General features: G+C 41.7%; 16 protein-coding genes and 1 pseudogene. 8 read left to right on the forward strand and 9 right to left on the reverse strand.

Annotation, left to right across the window (positions count from 1 at the left end; all coding sequences use genetic code 11):
- Positions 1 to 313: 313 nt before the first annotated feature.
- Together glyS and ACE1CC_RS05870 are read right to left on the reverse strand one after the other, a co-directional pair.
- On the reverse strand, positions 314 to 2,464 hold the full coding sequence (glyS, locus tag ACE1CC_RS05865) for a glycine--tRNA ligase subunit beta (RefSeq protein WP_413269538.1): 2,151 nt from the start codon (positions 2,462 to 2,464) through the stop codon (positions 314 to 316).
- Between the two features lie 162 nt (positions 2,465 to 2,626).
- Positions 2,627 to 3,979, reverse strand: coding sequence for a TAXI family TRAP transporter solute-binding subunit (locus ACE1CC_RS05870; protein ID WP_413269539.1), 1,353 nt, complete (start codon positions 3,977 to 3,979; stop codon positions 2,627 to 2,629).
- A 162-nt stretch (positions 3,980 to 4,141) separates the two neighbouring features.
- On the opposite strand from ACE1CC_RS05870, the gene ACE1CC_RS05875 reads away from it, so the two are divergent.
- Positions 4,142 to 5,341 (forward strand): pentapeptide repeat-containing protein, encoded by a 1,200-nt coding sequence (locus ACE1CC_RS05875; protein ID WP_413269540.1) that lies wholly within the window; start codon positions 4,142 to 4,144, stop codon positions 5,339 to 5,341.
- A gap of 47 nt (positions 5,342 to 5,388) precedes the next feature.
- Here ACE1CC_RS05875 and ACE1CC_RS05880 read toward each other — a convergent pair whose 3' ends face one another.
- Positions 5,389 to 6,276: an ABC transporter ATP-binding protein gene (locus ACE1CC_RS05880; RefSeq protein WP_413269541.1), complete on the reverse strand. Its 888-nt coding sequence runs from the start codon at positions 6,274 to 6,276 to the stop codon at positions 5,389 to 5,391.
- Between the two features lie 95 nt (positions 6,277 to 6,371).
- Positions 6,372 to 7,175: an ABC transporter permease gene (locus ACE1CC_RS05885; RefSeq protein ID WP_459563809.1), complete on the reverse strand. Its 804-nt coding sequence runs from the start codon at positions 7,173 to 7,175 to the stop codon at positions 6,372 to 6,374.
- A gap of 29 nt (positions 7,176 to 7,204) precedes the next feature.
- On the opposite strand from ACE1CC_RS05885, the gene ACE1CC_RS05890 reads away from it, so the two are divergent.
- From ACE1CC_RS05890 to ACE1CC_RS05910, 5 genes and pseudogenes are all read left to right on the forward strand, one after another.
- Entirely contained in the window at positions 7,205 to 9,154 is a 1,950-nt protein-coding gene (locus ACE1CC_RS05890) for an FAD-dependent oxidoreductase (protein WP_413269543.1), read from the forward strand.
- A gap of 98 nt (positions 9,155 to 9,252) precedes the next feature.
- Entirely contained in the window at positions 9,253 to 10,311 is a 1,059-nt protein-coding gene (locus tag ACE1CC_RS05895; protein WP_413269544.1) for an aromatic ring-hydroxylating dioxygenase subunit alpha, read from the forward strand.
- 201 nt (positions 10,312 to 10,512) lie between these two features.
- Positions 10,513 to 12,387 carry a protein kinase domain-containing protein gene (locus ACE1CC_RS05900; protein ID WP_413269545.1) on the forward strand — a complete coding sequence of 625 codons (1,875 nt, stop codon included), beginning with the start codon at positions 10,513 to 10,515 and terminating at the stop codon, positions 12,385 to 12,387.
- Positions 12,388 to 12,507: 120 nt separating this feature from the next.
- Positions 12,508 to 12,849 (forward strand): annotated as a pseudogene (locus ACE1CC_RS05905) (type II toxin-antitoxin system RelE/ParE family toxin).
- Entirely contained in the window at positions 12,824 to 13,147 is a 324-nt protein-coding gene (locus tag ACE1CC_RS05910; RefSeq protein WP_413269546.1) for a helix-turn-helix domain-containing transcriptional regulator, read from the forward strand. The pseudogene ACE1CC_RS05905 and the gene ACE1CC_RS05910 overlap by 26 nt, the downstream one beginning before the upstream one ends.
- 21 nt (positions 13,148 to 13,168) lie before the next feature.
- Here the strand turns inward: ACE1CC_RS05910 and ACE1CC_RS05915 are convergent, their stop codons facing one another.
- The 4 genes from ACE1CC_RS05915 to ACE1CC_RS05930 all read right to left on the reverse strand — a co-directional run bounded on the left by ACE1CC_RS05915 (position 13,169) and on the right by ACE1CC_RS05930 (position 17,358).
- Positions 13,169 to 13,777, reverse strand: coding sequence for a hypothetical protein (locus tag ACE1CC_RS05915; RefSeq protein ID WP_413269547.1), 609 nt, complete (start codon positions 13,775 to 13,777; stop codon positions 13,169 to 13,171).
- Positions 13,778 to 13,976: 199 nt separating this feature from the next.
- Positions 13,977 to 14,810 carry a bifunctional hydroxymethylpyrimidine kinase/phosphomethylpyrimidine kinase gene (gene thiD, locus ACE1CC_RS05920; protein ID WP_413269548.1) on the reverse strand — a complete coding sequence of 278 codons (834 nt, stop codon included), beginning with the start codon at positions 14,808 to 14,810 and terminating at the stop codon, positions 13,977 to 13,979.
- Positions 14,811 to 14,962: 152 nt separating this feature from the next.
- On the reverse strand, positions 14,963 to 16,246 hold the full coding sequence (gene ftsZ, locus ACE1CC_RS05925; RefSeq protein WP_459563808.1) for a cell division protein FtsZ: 1,284 nt from the start codon (positions 16,244 to 16,246) through the stop codon (positions 14,963 to 14,965).
- Between the two features lie 134 nt (positions 16,247 to 16,380).
- Positions 16,381 to 17,358: a cell division protein FtsQ/DivIB gene (locus ACE1CC_RS05930; protein ID WP_413269549.1), complete on the reverse strand. Its 978-nt coding sequence runs from the start codon at positions 17,356 to 17,358 to the stop codon at positions 16,381 to 16,383.
- A gap of 351 nt (positions 17,359 to 17,709) precedes the next feature.
- Between ACE1CC_RS05930 and ACE1CC_RS05935 the strand changes: the two genes are divergently transcribed.
- Together ACE1CC_RS05935 and ACE1CC_RS05940 are read left to right on the forward strand one after the other, a co-directional pair.
- Positions 17,710 to 18,939, forward strand: a complete 1,230-nt coding sequence (locus ACE1CC_RS05935; protein WP_413269550.1) for an urease accessory protein UreH domain-containing protein — start codon at positions 17,710 to 17,712, stop codon at positions 18,937 to 18,939.
- Positions 18,914 to 19,570 carry a hypothetical protein gene (locus ACE1CC_RS05940; RefSeq protein WP_413269551.1) on the forward strand — a complete coding sequence of 219 codons (657 nt, stop codon included), beginning with the start codon at positions 18,914 to 18,916 and terminating at the stop codon, positions 19,568 to 19,570. Before ACE1CC_RS05935 ends, ACE1CC_RS05940 begins: the two co-directional genes overlap by 26 nt.
- A gap of 105 nt (positions 19,571 to 19,675) precedes the next feature.
- Here ACE1CC_RS05940 and ACE1CC_RS05945 read toward each other — a convergent pair whose 3' ends face one another.
- Positions 19,676 to 20,122 (reverse strand): orange carotenoid protein N-terminal domain-containing protein, encoded by a 447-nt coding sequence (locus tag ACE1CC_RS05945; RefSeq protein WP_413269552.1) that lies wholly within the window; start codon positions 20,120 to 20,122, stop codon positions 19,676 to 19,678.
- Between the last annotated feature and the right edge of the window lie 54 nt (positions 20,123 to 20,176).

Below are 20,176 nucleotides of genomic sequence, written 5' to 3' on the forward strand. Positions count from 1 at the left end.
GAATGTAGAGACGTTTCATGAAACGTCTCTACATTTTTTTGACGTAAAAATTAAAGAGGAGTCATCAAGGCAGATTTAGGATTAAGGTAGGTCTAAATAAATAAGTGATAATAGTTATATTTAGATGGGGCGGGCAGGATGCCCACCCCACAAGAAAACTGTAATTCTTGTAGGGTGGGCAGGATGCCCACCCCACAAGAAAACTGTAATTCTTGTAGGGTGGGCAGGATGCCCACCCCACAAAAAAACTGTAATTCTTGTGGGGTGGGCATCCTGCCCGCCTTAGTTTTCATTTTTATTTATATCTACCTACTTAACTCTTCACAATCGGACCAAAATCTGCCAACACTCGCGCATGATTTCGTAATAACCCCAAGAGATTTAAACGATTGCGGCGAATCTCCATATTTTCATCCATTACTAACACGCTTTCTGGTCCATCAAAGAATGTGCTAACTGTGGGTGCAATGTTACTTAAAGCATCAACTAATTGTTGATAATTGCGTTGTGCTTGGGAGGCTTTTGTTTGGGGAACTAGTTGGACGATCGCATCATAAAACCCTTGTTCTGATGGCTTTTGGAATAACTGGGAATTTACCACCAAAGTAGGTTCTAATTGTTGTTTATCTAAATCTCCTTGTGCTGCTAAACGAGTGGAACGATTCACAGTTTCGTAAATTTCATCTAACTTACCATTTTGGCGAATTCGTTGTAAGAAATCAGCCCGATTTCTCACATCTAATAAATCTTGCAAGGCGCGTTCTGTGTATTCTGGGTCATTTTCTCCCAAAACTGCATTCACTAAATCGTAATCAATTCCCCTTTCTTCTTGTAACAGGGTGCGAATCCGTTGAATGAAGAAATCTTGCAATTGAGATAACAATTCATCTGCGTTCGTTTTGGAAAATTTTGCGGCGAAATCGGCTACATTTTGCTCAATTAATTGTTGTAAATTTATTGGTAATTCTGCCGCCCAAGTAATGTTAACAATGGCATTTGCTGCGCGTCGTAAGGCAAAAGGATCGGAAGAACCTGTGGGTAACATTCCTAAGCCGAAAATGCCGATTAGGGTGTCTAGGCGATCGCTAATTCCCACCACTTGTCCTGTAACAGTTTCCGGCAATTTATCCCCCGCACCACGAGGTAAATAATGCTCAAAAATCCCTGTTGCAACTGCTTCAGTTTCCCCACTCGCAGCCGCATATTTTTGCCCCATTACTCCTTGTAATTCCGGGAATTCTCCCACCATTTGGGTAACTAAATCGGCTTTACATAATAAAGCCGATCGTTGAATATTGGTACTAGTTTCTGAGTTTAATTGCAATTGCTCAGAAATTTGTCCGGCAATCTTTTGAATCCGAGTTACTTTCTCACGAACTGAACCTAAATCTTCTTGAAAAGTGACTTTTTCCAATTGAGGCAAATAACTTTCTAAAGGCTTAGTTGAGTCAACTTTATAAAAATATTGCCCATCAGCTAACCTAGCTCGAATTACCCTTTCGTTTCCCCTAGCAATGATATCTGCTTTCCCTGGATCGCCGTTTGAAATGGTGATAAAGTAAGGTAGTAACTCTCGATATTCAGCAGTTTTGAAAATCGGGAAATAACGCTGTTGAGTTACCATTACCGTAGTAATTACTTCGGCTGGTAAATTCAAAAATTCGGCATCAAAATTCCCAACTACAGCAGTAGGGAATTCTACCAAATCTACAACTTCGGCTAACAAATCGGGATAAATTTCGGCCAAACCATTTTGTTGAGTGCCAGCGGTTTGAATTTGCTCGTTAATTTTAGCTTTTCGCTGTTCTGGACTAACTTGAACGAAAGCAGATTCTAAGCATTTAACGTAATCTGTGGCGGTGGGAATTGAGACTGTTTCGGGATGTAAAACGCGATGTCCTGGGGAGGTGCGATCGCTTTTTACCGTCTCTGAACCATTGACTATTTCAATTGGTAAAACCGCATCATCTAATAAAGTAACTAACCAACGAATTGGGCGAGAAAATCTAATATCGCCATCTCCCCAACGCATTAAGCGCTTACCTTCTAACTTAGAAATCCATTGGGGAATTAACTGAGTTAAAATTTCCGCTGTAGAACGTCCGGGAATAGTTTTGCGAACAAAAATAAAATCGCCTTTTTCTGTGGGACGAACTTCCAAAGCATCTAATTCTACACCTTGCTTTTTGGCAAAACCTTCTGCTGCCTTTGTCGGTTGACCATCCTTAAAACCTGTTGCTGCTGGTGGCCCTTTTACCTCTTCTACTCTATCAGCTTGCTGGGTGGGCAGACCTTGAACCAGAACTGCGAGACGGCGCGGAGTTCCGTAAATATCAATTTTCTGGGAGTTTAAGAATTGTTCCGCCAGAGTGTTCGGGATGATGGTTTGCCATTGCTGGATGGCGCTGGAGACAAAGCTGGCGGGGAGTTCTTCTGTACCGACTTCTAATAGGAAACTAGGCATAGACGGAAATGTTAGTAGACTAGCTAAAACAGTTTATCGCGATTTGATGCCTGATATTATGTCTGGCTAATCAGCTAACTCAACACTTTGTAGAGGCTTTATATATAACGTCTCTACAGAGAGTAATTCAAATTTAGAGATTTGATCGGTAACTTTTCCAGTTTAAGCTGGTATTTTCGGTGTGCGATCGCTTTTTTCGTCGGATAAGTCAGTTTGATGTGCAATTACATCTCGCGTTGCTTTGTAAGCTTCACTAAGAGTCCGAAAAGATTCTTGGGAAATTTTTTCGTCAATTAAATCTGTAGCAGCTTGAGCAAATACTTTATCCAGTTCTTCCAGACCAACTTTTGCTGGGATTTGCTTTTCTTGTACTGATTTCATTAATCCAATAATATTAGAAATATGGCGATCGGATTCATTTTTACGTCGTCTTTCTAGCCATCCTTTCACTTCCCAAAACCAAGAACCAACCAACAAAGCTACAGTTAAGATTAATGCTAAATAATCGGCATTTTCTTGAATAAAAGAAGGTTGATCTCGCTCGAAATATGCCAGGGAACCTGCATGAATAGGAATACCCGTTCCACCCGTCGTAGTCGGTCGAGTGATACTAGCAACTAAAGGGCGCACATCAGCAAATTCATCGGGAATATTATCAGCAATTTCTTGACGATGACTATCCAAAATTTCAGTAATTTGTCGCACAACTTCACTATCAACTTTCTCGCTAGCTAACAAAAGTCGTCGCACAGCAATTGTCGGCAAATTTACCTCTGGTATTGCCGGATTACTCCCCCGATACGCACCTTTGGGAATCACCGCTTCTTCAAATGCTGGATACTTAATTCGTAAAGCTGCACCCTGATCCAAAGGCAACAAACGTCCGTTATATTGTTGCACTAAATCGAGAATATTCTTATTACCTAGCCCCCGGACTCGAAACAGAGCATCCGCTTGATTTTGCCGAAAAGCCCGATCGGATTCTTCGCTGTTATTTCCTACAAAAATAAAGTCTTTTTCTTCCATTCCATAATGATTAGCAATTTGCAGAAAAGAATGATATTGCCCACCCCTTTGCCATAAAGCAATCCGCTTACCTTTAAGGTCAGCAAAATCCTTAATATCAGAATTTGCTTTAACTGCTAATTGAAAAGTATCTGGATATAAAAAAACTACAGTCCGCGCCGATCGTCCAGCCGGAATATCCGCTTGAGCAGTAGCTAATTGCGCCTCTCCTTTCTCCAACTTTTGGATATTTTCCTCTGTTCCTTTAGTTTCTACAACATCAATTTGGATCTGGGGATTTTTGGCTTCTACAACTCGCTCCAAAGCTTTACTAAGAATGTAGCTTTCGCCATCCTTGCTCCCAGCTACCAAAGTTAATCGATGTGTTTTAAAGTTACTTTCTAAGAAAAACCATCCGAAAGCACCAATTAAACCAATACTTAAACATCCCAAACCCAAGTAAATTAAATTATTTGCGGATATAAATTTGCTCCCCAAATTTCTCTGCATCTTACCGCACCTTTTTCCTCAAAATTTGCCAAATACAGATAATTTAGTATAATTTTAAGTTCTCAAAGCACTTTTTACCAGATCGCAACTCAACTCCATTCCTGACAGCAGTTAAACCGAGCCGTATATCTAATCAAGAATTAGGCAAAAAGGGCTACATTTATGGCTAATTGGTTACACAGCACTTTACTCTGGATGGGGGTAAATATTTGGAATAGCTGGCGGAAAAATTTTCCACATATAGAGCCTGATTTATACGGAATTAATCTGAATGGAGCCAATCTTAAAGGAATCAACTTAAGCGGTGCCAATCTTGGCCCTGCTGGGCTGTTCAGCGCCGATTTACAAGGAGCAGATTTGACGGGAGCATATTTAAATGGAGCCTGTTTAAATCGAGCCAATTTGAGTGAAGCTAAGTTAGAAGGGGCATTATTGCGTGCCGCAGATATGACCAGAGCTAACCTTACAGGTGCTAACCTCACCGGGGCATACCTCAACAGAGCAGACCTTTCCACTGCATTGCTAAGGGTGGCGAACTTGGCAAAAGCAGATTTGACGGGGGCATTTTTGCGCGGCGCATACCTAACAGGAGCAAATCTCCGAGGTGCGTATCTTAGCAGAGCCGACTTTACAGGCACTTATATGCGAGCGGCTAACTTGAGCGAAGCCGATTTAACTGCGGCGGCTTTCAGTGAAGCCGACTTAACTGCTGCTTTTTTAATCAGAACTCAAGCGCTTTATACAAATTTTAATAAAGCTAAATTTACGGGTGCTTGCATTCAAGATTGGAACATTAACAGCGCTACGTTATTAGATGATATTGTTTGCGATCATATTTATCTACAATATCATCAACAAGAACGTCGTCCTATTACTGGAGAGTTTGCACCGGGAGAATTTAGCAAGTTATTTCAAAAAGTTTTTGCTACTGTTGATTTAATTTTTCTGCATGGGATTGAGTGGCAAGCTTTCTCACTTGCTTGGGAAAATTTTCCTTCGGAAATAGCAGGTAATGAAATATCTATCCAAGCTATTGAACAAAGATTAGATGGTGCTTTTGTGATTAGGTTTAAAGTACCTTGTGAGACTAATAAAGCCAAAATTGAAAAAGTTTTAAAGTTACAATATGAACTAGCATTGCGAGATATCGATCGCCAATACGGCGACCAATTAAAAAGCCAATCTGATGAGATCGCTATTCATCGCCAACAAGGTGCTAATTTAATGGAGATTGCTAAGACTATGGCTAATAGACCGATCGATCTAAAAAGTTTAACAAACCCGGAAAATTTCCAGCTTTCGGAATCTGATTTAGAAGATGGAATTGGGAATAATCATGCTCAGGATTTTAACTTTAATTAGTGGGACTGGTGTAGGGGCGATTCATGAATCGCCCCTACACCAATCCCCTATTTAGTCACTTCTAGATAGATATGTTCCAAACTGATAGGTTGGCGGGAAATAGAAGCTAGAGAAATCCCATCAAAAGCAGCAATAATTTCTTTTAATTCTAAAGTTTTTGGGAGCCAAAATGCTAAGTCATTGCCATAGCGTCGATGAGGAAAACCTAATTCTGTGGCGCGAGCGATCGCACTTTCCTCATCTTCCGTTTCTATTGTAACTATTTCCGCTGCCGGAATTAACTTCTGCAACTCTGACAAACTTCCTTCTGCAACGATTTGCCCGTTTTTCAGAATCCCAATTTTTTGACAAATGCGTTCTGCTTCATCGAGTAAATGGGTAGTTAACAAAATAGTAATTCCCTGATTTCTCAAATTGCGAATTAACTCCCAAACTTCATAACGTGCTTCAATATCTAACCCAGTAGTCGGTTCATCTAAAATTAATAACTTTGGCTGATGTACTAACGCTACCGCAATATTTAAACGTCGTTTCATCCCGCCGCTGAGAGTTTCTACGGGGCTGTTTGCGCGATCGCTCAAATTAACCGCTGCTAAACATTTTTCAACCTGTAACTGGCGAAGTTTTCCCCCTAACCCATAAATTTGAGCAAAAAAATTCAAATTTTCTTTACAACTTAGCTCTTGATAAAGTAAATTTTCTTGAGGCGCTACACCAATGATGGATTTAGTTTTTTCCGAAACAGATTGATTGTTAATTTCAATCTTGCCACTATCTGCCTTAAGCAAATTACAGATAATATTAATCGTCGTCGTTTTACCTGCACCATTTGGCCCCAGTAAACCGTAAATTTCGCCAAAATTAATTTGTAAATTCAAATTTTGCAGAACTTGACGCTTCCCGTAAGACTTATTGATCTTTTCAATTAACAACATTACTTTCCCTGATAAAGTTAGCTTTTCTCAGATCCCCGACTTCTTCAGATCCCCGACTTCTTCAAGAAGTCGGGGATCTACAGGATCTACCAGATTCATAACCTACGTTCTACGCGCAACATCCGCCGATAAGATAACCAACCTGCACCAATCATCAAAATAGCAAACCCCAACAAAAACCAAAAATGAGAGGCAATTTCTGTAAATCCATTGCCATTAGCAGACACACCGAGTAGTGCTTCAGTCATGTGATAAATTGGGTTAAATTTAGCCAAGTCTAGCAGAAATTTCGGAAAGACAAAACTCGGAATAAATGCCCCTCCTAAAATTAATAAAGGTACACCAAAAGTTGCTACTAAAGCATTAATATCATCAGCACGACGAGCTAATTGTGTACCGAGAATAAATCCCACACCAACATAGGAGATAATACTGAGTAAAATAATTATTGCTCCCAAAAGGAGAGAGCCGTGAAATTTAGCTTCCCAGAAAGAGGCGATCGCATACACCAAAAAACTCTGACCAACACCTATGCAACAATGAGCAACGAAAATGCCCAAAAAATAAGCAGTTCCACTCAAAGGAGAGATAAACAAGCGCTTGAGCGTTTGCTGCTCTCGTTCCGCTACTACCGTAGTGACAGTACCACCCAAGCAGCTAAAAAACAGCGCCGCACCTACCAAAGTAGTTGGTGCAGCATTTTCAAAAGCCAAAGTAGTCGGTGTAGCATTTTCCAAAGCAAAAACCATTGACTGTTGAGCGCGTTCTGCAAAAATAAATCCGTTGAGTAAAAGCAGCGCAATGGGAAAAACACTCCAAAAAATCAGGCTACGTCGCCGTCGGAATAACTCAATTAAAATTCGCTGAGCCACAGCCAGCGTTTCCCGCCAATATTTCATCATTATGTGAGGAGTTAGCAAAGTAGTTCATGAATCAATTATCAAGATACGCCCAATTACCGACAATTTCACGACGTACTTTTATAAAAATGTTCGGTGTCGGTGCAGTTGGTGGTGTAGTAGGGTATTCCCGTTTTTCTAAGCCACAGCCAACCATTTTTCAACAGGATACCCTCGATTTGCCCCGTTGGACAAATAAACCAATTAGTGTCACTGTAGTTGGTGGAGGTTTAGCTGGGTTAGCCTGTGCTTATGAATTAAGCCAACGAGGTTTTCAAGTTACGCTATTAGAAAAATCGCCGCAATTAGGCGGAAAAATTGCCAGTTGGCCTATTCAAGTAGGCGAAGAAACTTTCATGATGGAACATGGGTTTCACGGTTTTTTTCCTCAATATTATAACTTAAAAAGTTTAGTCAAAGAACTGCAAATCACTGAAAATTTTCTCGATTTAAAATTTTACTCAGTTGTTTATCGAGATGCCAAATATCAACCCGAAGTATTTCGCCCCAGTCATTCTGCTTTCCCTTGGAATATAGTTGATTTGGCGGTTTCTTCTCATAACCGTTTGCGCTGGGGAATTAACCTGACAAAATGGGAACATTGGCAAGTTTTTCGCGCTATAACCGGATTTCAAACTGAAAGAACATTTCAACGCCTTGATAATATCTCAGTCGCGGAATGGGTAGAAAAAGAATTTCCTCGAGGATTATATGATTTATACTTTCTTCCCTTTGCTAAATCGAGTTTAAATGCTCCTGACGAAATGAGTGTTGGCGAGTTAATGCAATTTTTCCACTTTTACTTTTTCGGTAATCCCGAAGGTTTAGCTTTTAATGGTACTAAACAGGACATGGGAACAAGTTTAGTTCAACCGATCGCCCAAGCAATTCAAAGTAAAGGCGGAACAATTATCACTGATGCAACTGTGAAAGAAATTAGTGCATCTCAAGGTCAAATTGATACCTTAACTTATTATCAAGGTAACAATAGTAACGATGTGCCTTTTTGGGTAAGTCGCAATCAATACATTGCTGATAACCAAGTCGAATATTTTGGTGCAGGAGATGAAGTTTTTGCTATCCAAAATAATCATAAAGAAGCGATTTCCTTAACTTGTACTCACCAAGGTTGTACTGTACAAAAACAGGCAAATGGCGAGTTTCACTGTCCTTGTCACGGTGCCGCTTTTGATAAAGATGGTAAAGTGATTAAAGGCCCTGCTCAAAGAGATTTGGCGAAGTATAAAGTTGTCGATCGCCAATCCAATCAACTCCAACTAATCGCCACCAAAAACAACACCAACTTAGCTAAATCAACCAACACCATTCAAACAGATTACTACGTTTTCGCCACCGATGTTCCCGGAGTGCGCCAACTATTTACCCGCATTAATGGCGATGTTAACGACACAGTAAAAACCCAAATCGAAAAACTACCAGTTGCAGATCCCTTTGCAGTTTGTCGTTTTTGGTTCGATCGCGATTTCCCTTGGGAACAAAGTTGGTTTACCTCCCTATCCGGTTATCGCCTAACTGATAGTATCACCCTCTATCATCGCATACAAGACCAATTTATTGAATGGGCAAAGAAAACCGGAGGAAGCGTAGTCGAATTACACGCCTATTGCTACAAAGAAAAAGAGTTTCCCACTCAAGAAGCACTACTCACAACCTTTGAGCAAGAACTATACGAAATAGTCCCCGAACTTCAGCAAGCAAACATCCTCCATCGCGAACTAGTAAATCAAAAGAACTTCTCAGGTTATCCGCCGAATAGTTATGCAGAACGTCCCCAAACTACCACCGAAATTCCCAACCTTTTATTTGCCGGAGATTGGGTAAAAATGCCCTTCCCTTGTGGTTTAATGGAAAGAGCAGTTAGTAGCGGTTTATTAGCAGCAAATGAAATTTTGCACCGCCAAGGTTTGCAAAGACGCGCCTTGTTCACAGTCAATCCCGAAGGGTTACTAAAAATTTAAAGTTCCCCCCAAATGAACGCAGTAAACACAAATTTTATCTGCGTTCATCTGCGTTAATCTACAGTTAAAAATTTAGTTTTAAATCAGGTTTTTTTGTCATGAATGCTCTCTCTTCAATCAACAATAATCGCGACATTCGGAAATTAGGAATTAATCTAAATCATTGGTATGTCGTCACCCAAATTAGCGAATTAAAAAACCAACCTTTAGGCGTTACTTTGTGGAATCAACCAATAGTAATTTACCGAGACAACACAGGTAAAATTCACGCCTTAGAAGACAGATGTCCCCATCGCCAAGTTAAACTAAGTCACGGAACAGTTATCAACAATCACCTAGAATGTGCTTATCACGGTTGGCGGTTTAACGCTGCTGGCGAATGTGCCGAAGTACCCTATTTAGCCGCAAATCAAAAGTTACCCAATTGTAAAATCCGCAAGTATCCCGTAATTGAAAAAGATGGCTTTATCTGGATATTTCCAGGGGATGAAACCTTATCAAATATAGTTTCGCCTTTAGCATTACCAGAATGGGAACATCTTAATTATATTGTCAGTTATACAGGTTTTGAATGTCCATCTCACTATTCATTTTTAATCGAAAACCTCATGGATATGTATCACGGACATTTGCATAAAGATTTGCAAGCTTGGGCAAATCCTGTGTTACAATATATTGATGAAGACGAAAACAAAGTTCATGCTCATTATCAAGCCCAAAGCTATTACCGAATCAACAGAGAATGGGCAGTTTTACAGTTATTTATTCCCGCTTTACGACAGTTGCATCCTGAACCTTTAGACGTGAGTTATATTTATCCCCATTGGGTAGCAACATTAGGGAATGATTTTAAAATTTGTTGTTTATTTTGTCCGGTAAGTGAAATAAAAACCCGCGCTTATTTAATCCATTTCACTTCTTTAAATGCCTTTGACAAATTACACATCTTACCTGTGTGGTTTCGCCGCTTTGTCAAAAACATTTCCTTTAATGCAGCCAAAGGTTTACTTAATAACTTAGTGCGTCAAGATTTAGTGATGATTGAAGAAGAACAACAAGCTTATTTGCAACATCCCGAAAGGAAGAATTATGAATTAAACAAAGCCTTAGTAAGCGTACAAAAACTAATAAAAACCCAAGTCGAAAAATCAATATAACCGTAGGGTGCGTTAGCGCAGCGTAACGCACCATTCCTGCTAACTGAGATCTTGCACCTGCGTTTTAGCCCGCCTGCGAAGCGAGGGGGGAATACCAAATACAGGCGCTTGCAGCTGCGTAAGGGACTAGGAAACCCGAAACCTCGCGCAACTTAATAGGGCTATATATCATAGAATATAACCACAGAGAGATGCGTGATTATGGTCTGCTGCCTCAACCCCGATTGTCAGAAACCTTTCAATCCTCAAGGGACTAAGTTTTGCCAGACTTGTGGCTCAAAACTGGTGTCTCTGCTGAGAAATCGCTATCGTGTGATTCAACCAATTGGTAGGGGAGGATTTGGACGCACCTATTTAGCTGAAGATGTAGATAAGTTAAATGAACGCTGTATCGTTAAGCAATTTGCACCGCAACTGCAAGGAACTGGCGCACTGCAAAAAGCTGTAGAATTATTCGAGCAAGAGGCAAAGCGACTGCAAGAACTGGGAGAACATCCGCAAATTCCGACTCTGTTTGCCTACTTTGAAGAAGACAAATATTTGTATTTAGTGCAGCAGTTTATTGAAGGTCAGGATTTGTCGAAGGAGTTGGCACAGCAAGGAGCTTTTAGCGAACAAAAAATTTGGCTACTTTTAAACAATTTATTGCCAGCTTTTAAGTTTATTCACGAACGCCAAGTAATTCACCGAGATATCAAGCCGGAAAATATTATTCGCCGCACTAACAATGGTCAATTGGTTCTAGTTGATTTTGGTGCGGCTAAGTTCGCAACTGGAACTGCTTTGCAAAAAACGGGAACGGTGATTGGCACTCCAGGTTATGTTGCACCTGAACAAAATGTGGGTAAAGTAACTTTTGGTAGTGATATTTATAGTTTGGGAGTTACCTCTATTTGTCTGCTAACTGGAAAAGATCCTTTTCAATTATTTGATGTTGATGAAGGTGTTTGGGTGTGGCGAGAACATTTAAATAGTCCAGTTAGTGATTCGCTTGGTCAAATCCTAGATAAAATGTTGGAATTTGCCCCTAAGCGACGTTACCAATCAGCTGATGAGGTACTTTATGCGCTCAATCCTAATACGGTTGTGCCAAAACGAAATCAAACGTCTTCATCAACATCTCAAAGTCAGAATTCCAGGTGTTTGCGAACTTTAACTGAACATTCAAATTGGGTTACGTCTATTGCTATCAGTGCTGATGGACAAACTCTTGCGAGTGCTAGTTTGGATGGTACTGTCAAAATTTGGAATATCGATAGTGGTCAACTGCTTCGCACTCTTTCTGATAATAAATCAGGTGCAGTTTTATCAGTTGCGATTAGTCCTGATAGACAAACTCTTGCTGCTGGTTGTGAGGATGGTAAAATCAGGATTTGGAATTTTCTCACAGGCAAACTTTTTCGCACCCTTGGTAATTGGGGTACTAAACATTCGGGAGGTGTTAACTCTGTTGCTATTAGTTCAAACGGACTGGTTCTTGCAGCTGGTAGTACAGCTAGCAACACCATCAAATTGTGGAATCCGAACACAGGAGGAATGGGAACACCTCATGGTGACTTTCGTCTGATGGAGGGCGTTACCTGCCTTGCTTTTAGTCCCGATCAGCAGATAATTGTTACTGGTCAATACACACTAATCAAGATTTTGAACTTAAGTTACTTGAACCGAGTAGCTAATTCATTGACATTGAGAATGGCGGTTCCTACTCTTTCTGGACATTCAGGAAGTGTTCGTTCTGTTGCTTTCAGTCCTAACGGAAAAACCATTGCTAGTGGGAGCGAAGACAAAACAATTAGGTTATGGGATATCAACACTAAAAAATGTACTTGGGAAATACCTGGGCAGCATTCTGCCTCAGTTGATACTGTTGCCTTTAGTCTTGATGGAAAAATTCTTGCTAGTGGTAGTGCAGATAAAACAATCAAACTGTGGAGTATAGAAGACCCTATTAAAAATATCGGCACTCTCACTGGTCATTCTGGTGCAGTTAATTCTGTTGCTTTCACTCCTGACGGTCGAATTCTCGCAAGTGGCAGTTCTGATAATACAATCAAAATTTGGCAGGTGTCTGTTTAAATTCTGCTATCAGGTAGTAGAGTGCGTCAGAAGTTCACATTTTCTATCATCAATTTATCACCGAACTCTGAGGCATCTTACAACAGAACAAGGGTTTTATAATAGGTATAAAATGAAATCATGGAAGCAACACCAAAGGAAATTCGACGTTACATTACGCCAGATGGCAGAATTCCTTTTTGAGAATGGTACTATTCGCTGCGCGATCGCAAAACTCAATATAAAATCGATACAAGGCTTGAGCGAGTTGAATTAGGAAATTTAGGAAACTATCGTTCAGTTGGAGAAGGTGTATTTGAACTAAAGATTAATTATGGCCCTGGCTATCGAATTTATTTTGGACAAATAGGAACAACAATTGTACTTCTCTTTTGTGGAGGAGATAAAAGCACTCAACAAGAAGATATTAACAAAGCTAAGGAGTATTGGGCAGACTATGAAAAACGTGAAAATGCCAACTAGTGATAGCTACCGTGAGTTTCTCATTGAATGTCTCAAAGATTCTGAACACGCTGCTGGTTATATTGAAGCTATTTTAGAAGAAGAAAATCCTGAACCGGAACTTCTCCGAAATGCGCTGAGAAAGGTTATTGAAGCTTGGGAAAAGAGCGATCGCCTTTCTGAATCAACAAAACAATTGCATGAAAAGCTCGATCGAATCCTAACAGAAAGTAACGCTACCGAAATTTACACCTTTGTCCAATTACTAAATGAACTGGGTTTCCAACTCACGATTACACCCAAAGAAACCCAATCCTAACTAGCAAATCACTCGAAAAAATTATCTCTTAATCAAGAGTGGGCGCATAAATAAATAGCCAGCACCAAAAGCTGTGACTACAATTAAAACGATCGCCAAAGTCAACCACCAACCATTAATTTCTGCATTGCGGTCTAACTGACTATTCCGCCGATAACGCCCTTGGGCTTGTTCTGTCACCAATTTTTCTTGAAAGATGGGGATCATAGACTCGCCATCGTCAAAAGCTTCTACTCCCAAAGTAGGGGAATTTGCTGGTGAATTTGGGTAAGGACGTTTATTTAATTGTCGTAGATAAGAAATATCTATCGAATCCGATCGCATTTCTGGATGAATAAAATCCGGCTGACGAATTCCCGGAACAGAAGCATCAGCTACCTGCTTTAGATATAGAGCGGAATGAACAACCTTTTCAATTTCCCGGCGCAATTGTTGATTTTGTTCATACAACTGCTGATTTTGGTTATTCAACGATTCCAGCATCACCCTTGTCGCTTGCAACTCGGCTGCTAGTTCGCGATAAATAGAAATTGGTACCGACCGAGCATTGTTTCCAGCTGATGTGGGGATATTCTGACCACCATTTCCTGCATTTTGGTGGGGTTGCTTGGGATTGAAATTTGGCATCATAAGTTTTGCTCTAACTTAAAGTTAGGTCAGCCAGAGGCAACCTGTTTAACAGTCTCTCGACTAAGCTTAATTGCTTAGATTTCCACTACGCCTAAGAATAGTCCCACTCAGGATAACATAAGAGCGATCGATTCCATAAATTTGTTTTTACTATAGCAGGGAACAGGCAAGTAAAATAGGTTCAAAAATCAGTCTATGCTTACGAGCGTTCTGACGACTGCGATAACAGGGGAAAGAAGTGTCCTACTGGCCCTTGACCTTTACCAATACTGAGAGCGGATTTTAAAGCAGTAGTAACATAATCTTTAGCTAATTGCACGGCGGTTAATAAATCTTTTCCTTGTGCTAGATTAGCGGCGATCGCAGCTGCTAAAGTACAACCAGTGCCATGAGTGTTGGTTGTTTCCACCAGCGATGTAGTTAGAGTTAAAAGCTGCTCACCATCAAACCAAACATCCACACCCCGCAAATCTCCCGACATTCCACCACCTTTGACCAAAACCGCTTGTGCCCCCAGTTTGTGAATGCCTTTAGCCGCTTCCTGCATATCTGCTAAACTTTTAATTTCCCAACCGCCCAGCATTTGCGCCTCGTAACGATTAGGAGTCACAATTTTTGCTTGGGGAATCAACTGCTCGCGCAAACAAACAACCGCAGCATCATCAATTAACTGAGCTCCGGCGCGAGATACCATTACTGGGTCAACTACCAAATTATCAATTTTTAACTCTCTGACTTGCACAGCTACAGCCTGAATGATCTCCTGATTGAGTAACATTCCAGTTTTTGTAGCTTGCACCCCAATATCTGCCACTACTGCCTGAATCTGAGCCACTACAGCTGCCGCAGGTAGGGCATCAACTCTGTTTACGCCTAAAGTGTTTTGGGCTGTCACACAGGTAATGGCGCTAGTTCCGTGAACGCAGTGAAAGGCAAAAGTCCTTAAATCTGCTTGTATTCCGGCTCCGCCGCCACTATCTGAACCTGCGATCGTCAAAGCTACTGGTACACTCAATGCAGTTTCCCTTGTCATACTGGAGAAAGTTTTACTTTGTGAAAGCAGGTCGAGAAACCCAACTCCTTAATGTTTTTCTGTAACTCTCCATCAGGGTTTTTCTCCTGAGAAATTACCTGCGAAAACTCAAACAAGGCGGTTTCTCGATGCAAACTTCAAGAGAAACGATATTAGTTGTTTCTCTTTCTGCGGAGAAACTCTGGTATATCTAATCCAGGTTGTTCTAATGGAGGTGGTTGCCTTTCTGGTTCAGGTCTGAGATTAACGGCATTTGCAGGTTTAACTGGTGGCTGATTTTGATGCCTTGCAGTTGGGCGTGTTTGCTGAGCCGCTTGTGGCTGCTGAGCTTCCCCACTAAACCCGGTGGCAATTACCGTAATTCTGACTTCCCCTTGCATTTTGTCATCAATCACTGCACCAAAGATGATGTTAGCGTTGGGATCAACAACGTCGTAGATAATTTCTGCGGCGGCATTCACTTCATGTAAGGTGAGGTCGCTACCACCAGTAATGTTAAATACTACACCTCTTGCGCCTTTGACGGAGGATTCTAGTAAAGGAGAAGAAATTGCCGTAGAAGCTGCTTCGCTAGCCCGTGATTTACCAGAGCCCACACCGATTCCCATTAAGGCCGATCCGGCATCTGCCATGATTGCCCGGACATCAGCAAAGTCTACATTTACTAATCCGGGGATAGTGATGATATCGGAGATGCCTTGCACACCTTGACGGAGGATGTCATCGGCGGTGCGAAAAGCTTCTTGCAGGGGGGTATTTTCCGGCACTACGGAGAGGATGCGATCGTTAGGGATAATAATCAACGTATCCACCCGACTTTGTAAAGCCGCAATCCCTTCTTCTGCTTTGTTAATGCGTTGTCGTCCCTCAAAGAAAAAAGGACGAGTTACTACACCTACTGTCAAGGCACCCGCTTCTTTGGCGACATCAGCTACGACTGCTGCTGCACCCGTACCTGTACCACCACCCATGCCAGCAGTAATAAACACTAAATCTGCGTTACCAACAGCAGCAGTTAGTTCATCACGAGATTCTTCTGCTGCCTTTTGACCAACTGCTGGATTACCGCCAGCACCTAAACCACGAGTTAATTTTTGTCCGATTTGCAAGCGTCTGGGGGCAGATGATAAAGCCAGGGCTTGAGCATCGGTGTTAATTGACCAAAATTCTACTCCTGAGAGGTCGCTGGCGATCATGCGGTTGACGGCATTGCTGCCACCGCCACCAACACCTATCACTTTAATTTTGGCTACCCGACTCGGTACGATTTCGCCGCTGCGTGCTTCTTCAGCCATATCTTTGGGTTCGCGAACTTGACCAAACTGAAATCCAGTCATCATATAAGGATTACTAGCATCCATTCCTGGTGCCAACCCCTGTTGTCCCTCTGCTTGGGAAACTTTTTTTGCGAGCCCCTGTCTATTATTAAGAATCATTGGAATCAAAAAATAGTGCCTAAACAACTTTTCAATTCTAGGTAGCTCAAGTCAACTATAGGCTAAGGTGGTTGAAAAACCAATAAATAGTGACAAGCTGATTGATTATATAGCAAGTTTTGCTAACCTATAGCTTATCGCTGTCTGTTAAGGTTTAGTGTTCTTTTTGAGCGAATCTTTAGGTTTTGCGCCGACTCTGAGTCGAGTTGAGTCGTTGGATATTGTAATTGAATAGCGGGTGAATTGGGGTCGCTTAGGTCAATGTAAGCAACTGGGTGTCCATCAACTTCCTTTGACAATTGGCGCATTTGGTCTAATACTGCGAGTTGGTCGGCGAACTGAGAACCATATATTCCCAAATGCACTGTACCGATGTCGGTTTGCAGGATTACATTAGCTGGGTTTTGCCAGTCTATTTCAGAAATTTTGACGGGGGAGCGACGCAATACTTGATACATTTGTCCCCAATGGGGTAAATATTTTTGGCGATCGCCAATTATTCGCAGTGTGGGCAGTGGCAGGGGTTGTCCGGCAGAATTGTAGTTTTCTATTGGTATCCAGGTTCCTTTGGCATCTATTAATCCCACTGGTACTGTTTGAGGTGGTAGAGGTGGAGGAGGGGTTGTTTCCTCTGGTTTACTTGTTTGATTTGAATTTGCTTGATTTGTCAGGGATGGGGTTTGGGAAGTTGGGGGTGTGCTGGGATTTACCGAGACTGCTGTTACCACTGGTTCCCGTTCTTCGACTTTGACCGTTAAACTGGGTGGAAATAGCTGGCGGCTGACTGATGCTTTGGCTATCAATGCTTGCTTTGTTTCTAGCTGTTGAGCTACTGTTTTTGGCTCGATTCGTAGTAATGACTGGGGATAAGTCAAGGATAGCAAAGAGCGAACTCCTTGGTCAGAAAGAATTTCATTGCCTTCAATGTTGACTTGTTCGGGTTGTTTGATCACCCATACTGGTTGGGTAGCCCCCCAGCCTAAACCACCTGCTAAACTACTAATTGCTAAAATGCGCCAAATTCCACAAACTAGCTGCCGTCTTCTTTGACGACGCAGTGTTTTTCGCCTGTGGGACAATTCTGATGAACTAACCGATAGGATGCTGGTCATACTAATGCCTCGAATGCCTGAAGTAATGCTGCTAATTGATTTGCTGTTGCTGAGTTTTACTTAGTAACTATTCTGGAGATGGTTTTGATTTTAGAGGTAATGGGGATGGGGAATATTAAAAATTGTGTGAGTTTGGCTATAGATTACTTAATTATTTTGCCATCTATCTGTTGATTGATTTCCTTTCACCGATTTGATGTAAACAGTTCGCTTATATCCCTCGTTTAAAAACGAGGATTTTACGCATCACTCTGATAAGTTTGGCAATTGGGGGATTTTCGATCGACAGCGATCTTCAGCTAAAATCACTTTCATTGTGAGTTTACGAATCTCCGGGAGTTTAAGACCAAAATGCTCGACTTGCTGTTGATGACTGCTTTGGGTTTCTTGGGAAGTTTTGGTCATTGTATCGGAATGTGTGGGCCTTTGAGTGTGGCTTTTTCCCTTTCCCAGAAGCCAAAGCTGGGTGCGAGTTGGCGACAACAATTATATTTTCATAGTTTGCTCAATTTAGGGCGAATTTTGAGCTATGCGTTGGTGGGTGCGACTATTGGGGCTTTTGGTTCGGTGTTGATTGCTAGCGGACAAATGGCGGGAATCGATAGTGTGTTGCGGCGATTTATTGCTGTGTTTACGGGGATCATGTTGATTTGGTTTGGTTTGGCCCAGGTAAAGCCGGATTTTCTGCCTCCGATTCCGATTTTTCACCCTTTGACTCAGGGGAAGTTGCACGATCGCTTAAGTAAAATCATGCTAAACCTCTCTTTCCAAAATCGTTGGTGGACTCCAGCAATTTTGGGGATGGTTTGGGGTTTTATTCCCTGTGGTTTTCTCTATGCTGCCCAAATTAAGGCGGCGGAAACTGGTAGTCTTTGGATCGGTGCGGCGACGATGTTGGCTTTTGGGTTGGGAACTTTGCCGATGATGTTGGGGGTGGGGGTTTCGATTTCTGGTGTGAGTGCGAATCGGCGCTCTCAGTTGTTCCGCATGGGTGGTTGGATGACGATCGCGATCGGTGTTTTAACTTTACTCCGCACTGGTGATACGATGATAGACTTCACCAGTCACGGCGCTTTACTATTTTTAATGTTGGCTTTAATTGCCCGTCCAATTAGCAGAATTTGGCCCCATCCTTTGCGATATCGCAGGGCTTTGGGTGTGGCTGCTTTTGTCTTAGCTTTAGCTCATGTTGCTCATATTTTAGACCATACTTTGAGTTGGAATTTTAACGCGGTTTCGTTCATGTTGCCTTTACATCAATTGGGTATGGTGACGGGGATTGTGGCGTTAATATTAATGATTCCGGCAACGGTGACGAGTTTCGATCGCTTTCAGAAAAATTTAGGCAACCGTTGGCGACAAATTCATTTATTAGCTGTGCCAGCTTTTCTGTTGTGTGCGATTCACGCTGTAGTGATTGGTTCGCATTATTTAGGTGGGTTGCAATGGAGTTGGGAAAATAAGTTAAGGACGGGGATTTTAATATTAGTTAGTGTTAGTGTTTTGTTGGTGCGATCGCGCCAATTCTGGTCAATCTTATCTTTAGAAAAATTCTATGCTGCACCGCTTAAGGCTGAATAAAACTTTGGCGACCATCCTATTTTTCGGATTAGCAATTACTCCGGTTTACGCACATACTGTAAAAGTCGCTGAAGATGTGGGCGGAACTTTACACATTGAACCCAATGATAATCCGAAAGCGGGTGAATCTTCGGAAACTTGGATAGCGCTAACTCGGAGAGGAGGAAAAATAGTCCCGCTAAAAGATTGTAACTGTAAAATTGAGGTTTACAGTAAACCTCGCACTAAAGCATCTGCTCCTTTGTTAAAACCTGCTTTAAAACCTATTTCAACTTCTCAATATCAAGGCATTCCGGGAGCAGATATTGTATTTCCTAAACCGGGAAATTACGAAATACAATTAAGCGGCACTCCCAAAGCAAATACAAATTTTAAACCTTTTAAATTAACTTTCCCGGTGACTGTTGCTGCTGGTAGAACTGTGGCAGCATCAACACCTAGCCCGAAAGCGGTGAATTCGCCAAATCAAACAAATCAAAAGCTCCAAAAAAATACCGGAGAAACAGATAAGAATGCTGGATTAACTACAGAGAAAAAACCAGGAATTAATCCTGCATTACCTTTAATTATTACTGGCGCAAGTATCGCCGGAATTGGGGTACTTGGGGCAGTTTTGCAAAAGAGAAAATAGGCAAGCAGGGGAGATAGGGAGGTGGGGAGGTGGGGAGGTAGGGGGAGTATTTTTTCCCCATCTCCCCATCCCCCCATCTCCCTATCTCCCTACCTCTACCTTCGGTTAGCCCATTTTGGCAGAGGCGCTACTCATGAAGCTGGTTTGGTTTTCAAAGTCTAATTGTTTGACTTGATTGAAGATATCTTGAGCTTCTGAGGAGAGTTTATAATTGTTGGGCATGGGAATAATGCTTTGGTTTTCCATGCCTTGTGCGAGAATGTACCAAACACCTAATCTGGCGCGAGGATTTAAAGCGCGGTATTGTTGAACGATTTCGTTGTTTGCGCCTGTAACAATGTCGCGTTGTGCTTGCAGTTGTTCCTCGTGAGAGAATTGCTCAATGCGATCGACAATTGCTTGAGAAAGTTCTAATCCTGCTGTTTTAGGATCTGGGGTAATACCGCGTTTCATTTCTTCGTAAACAAACCACAAAACAGCCAATTGATCGTCTGCATTTAAGCGGCGCAAAGCGTCAACGATTTGTTCTACGTTAGCTTGAGTATAAGTCATTTGATTCTCCAAAAATTACGTTTGCTTTTGAACACGCTCAGTGTTGACAACTAA

Origin of the sequence: Floridaenema aerugineum BLCC-F46, assembly GCF_041929345.1 — a bacterium.
GTDB lineage: Bacteria > Cyanobacteriota > Cyanobacteriia > Cyanobacteriales > Aerosakkonemataceae > Floridanema > Floridanema aerugineum.

Coding starts and splice junctions, on each gene's coding strand:
- glyS (WP_413269538.1), bottom strand. CDS start 2,464: ATGCCTAGTTTCCTATTAGAAGTCGGTACAGAAGAACTCCCCGCCAGC.
- ACE1CC_RS05870 (WP_413269539.1), bottom strand. CDS start 3,979: ATGCAGAGAAATTTGGGGAGCAAATTTATATCCGCAAATAATTTAATT.
- ACE1CC_RS05875 (WP_413269540.1), top strand. CDS start 4,142: ATGGCTAATTGGTTACACAGCACTTTACTCTGGATGGGGGTAAATATT.
- ACE1CC_RS05880 (WP_413269541.1), bottom strand. CDS start 6,276: ATGTTGTTAATTGAAAAGATCAATAAGTCTTACGGGAAGCGTCAAGTT.
- ACE1CC_RS05885 (WP_459563809.1), bottom strand. CDS start 7,175: ATGAAATATTGGCGGGAAACGCTGGCTGTGGCTCAGCGAATTTTAATT.
- ACE1CC_RS05890 (WP_413269543.1), top strand. CDS start 7,205: ATGAATCAATTATCAAGATACGCCCAATTACCGACAATTTCACGACGT.
- ACE1CC_RS05895 (WP_413269544.1), top strand. CDS start 9,253: ATGAATGCTCTCTCTTCAATCAACAATAATCGCGACATTCGGAAATTA.
- ACE1CC_RS05900 (WP_413269545.1), top strand. CDS start 10,513: ATGGTCTGCTGCCTCAACCCCGATTGTCAGAAACCTTTCAATCCTCAA.
- ACE1CC_RS05910 (WP_413269546.1), top strand. CDS start 12,824: ATGAAAAACGTGAAAATGCCAACTAGTGATAGCTACCGTGAGTTTCTC.
- ACE1CC_RS05915 (WP_413269547.1), bottom strand. CDS start 13,777: ATGATGCCAAATTTCAATCCCAAGCAACCCCACCAAAATGCAGGAAAT.
- thiD (WP_413269548.1), bottom strand. CDS start 14,810: ATGACAAGGGAAACTGCATTGAGTGTACCAGTAGCTTTGACGATCGCA.
- ftsZ (WP_459563808.1), bottom strand. CDS start 16,246: ATGATTCTTAATAATAGACAGGGGCTCGCAAAAAAAGTTTCCCAAGCA.
- ACE1CC_RS05930 (WP_413269549.1), bottom strand. CDS start 17,358: ATGACCAGCATCCTATCGGTTAGTTCATCAGAATTGTCCCACAGGCGA.
- ACE1CC_RS05935 (WP_413269550.1), top strand. CDS start 17,710: ATGCTCGACTTGCTGTTGATGACTGCTTTGGGTTTCTTGGGAAGTTTT.
- ACE1CC_RS05940 (WP_413269551.1), top strand. CDS start 18,914: ATGCTGCACCGCTTAAGGCTGAATAAAACTTTGGCGACCATCCTATTT.
- ACE1CC_RS05945 (WP_413269552.1), bottom strand. CDS start 20,122: ATGACTTATACTCAAGCTAACGTAGAACAAATCGTTGACGCTTTGCGC.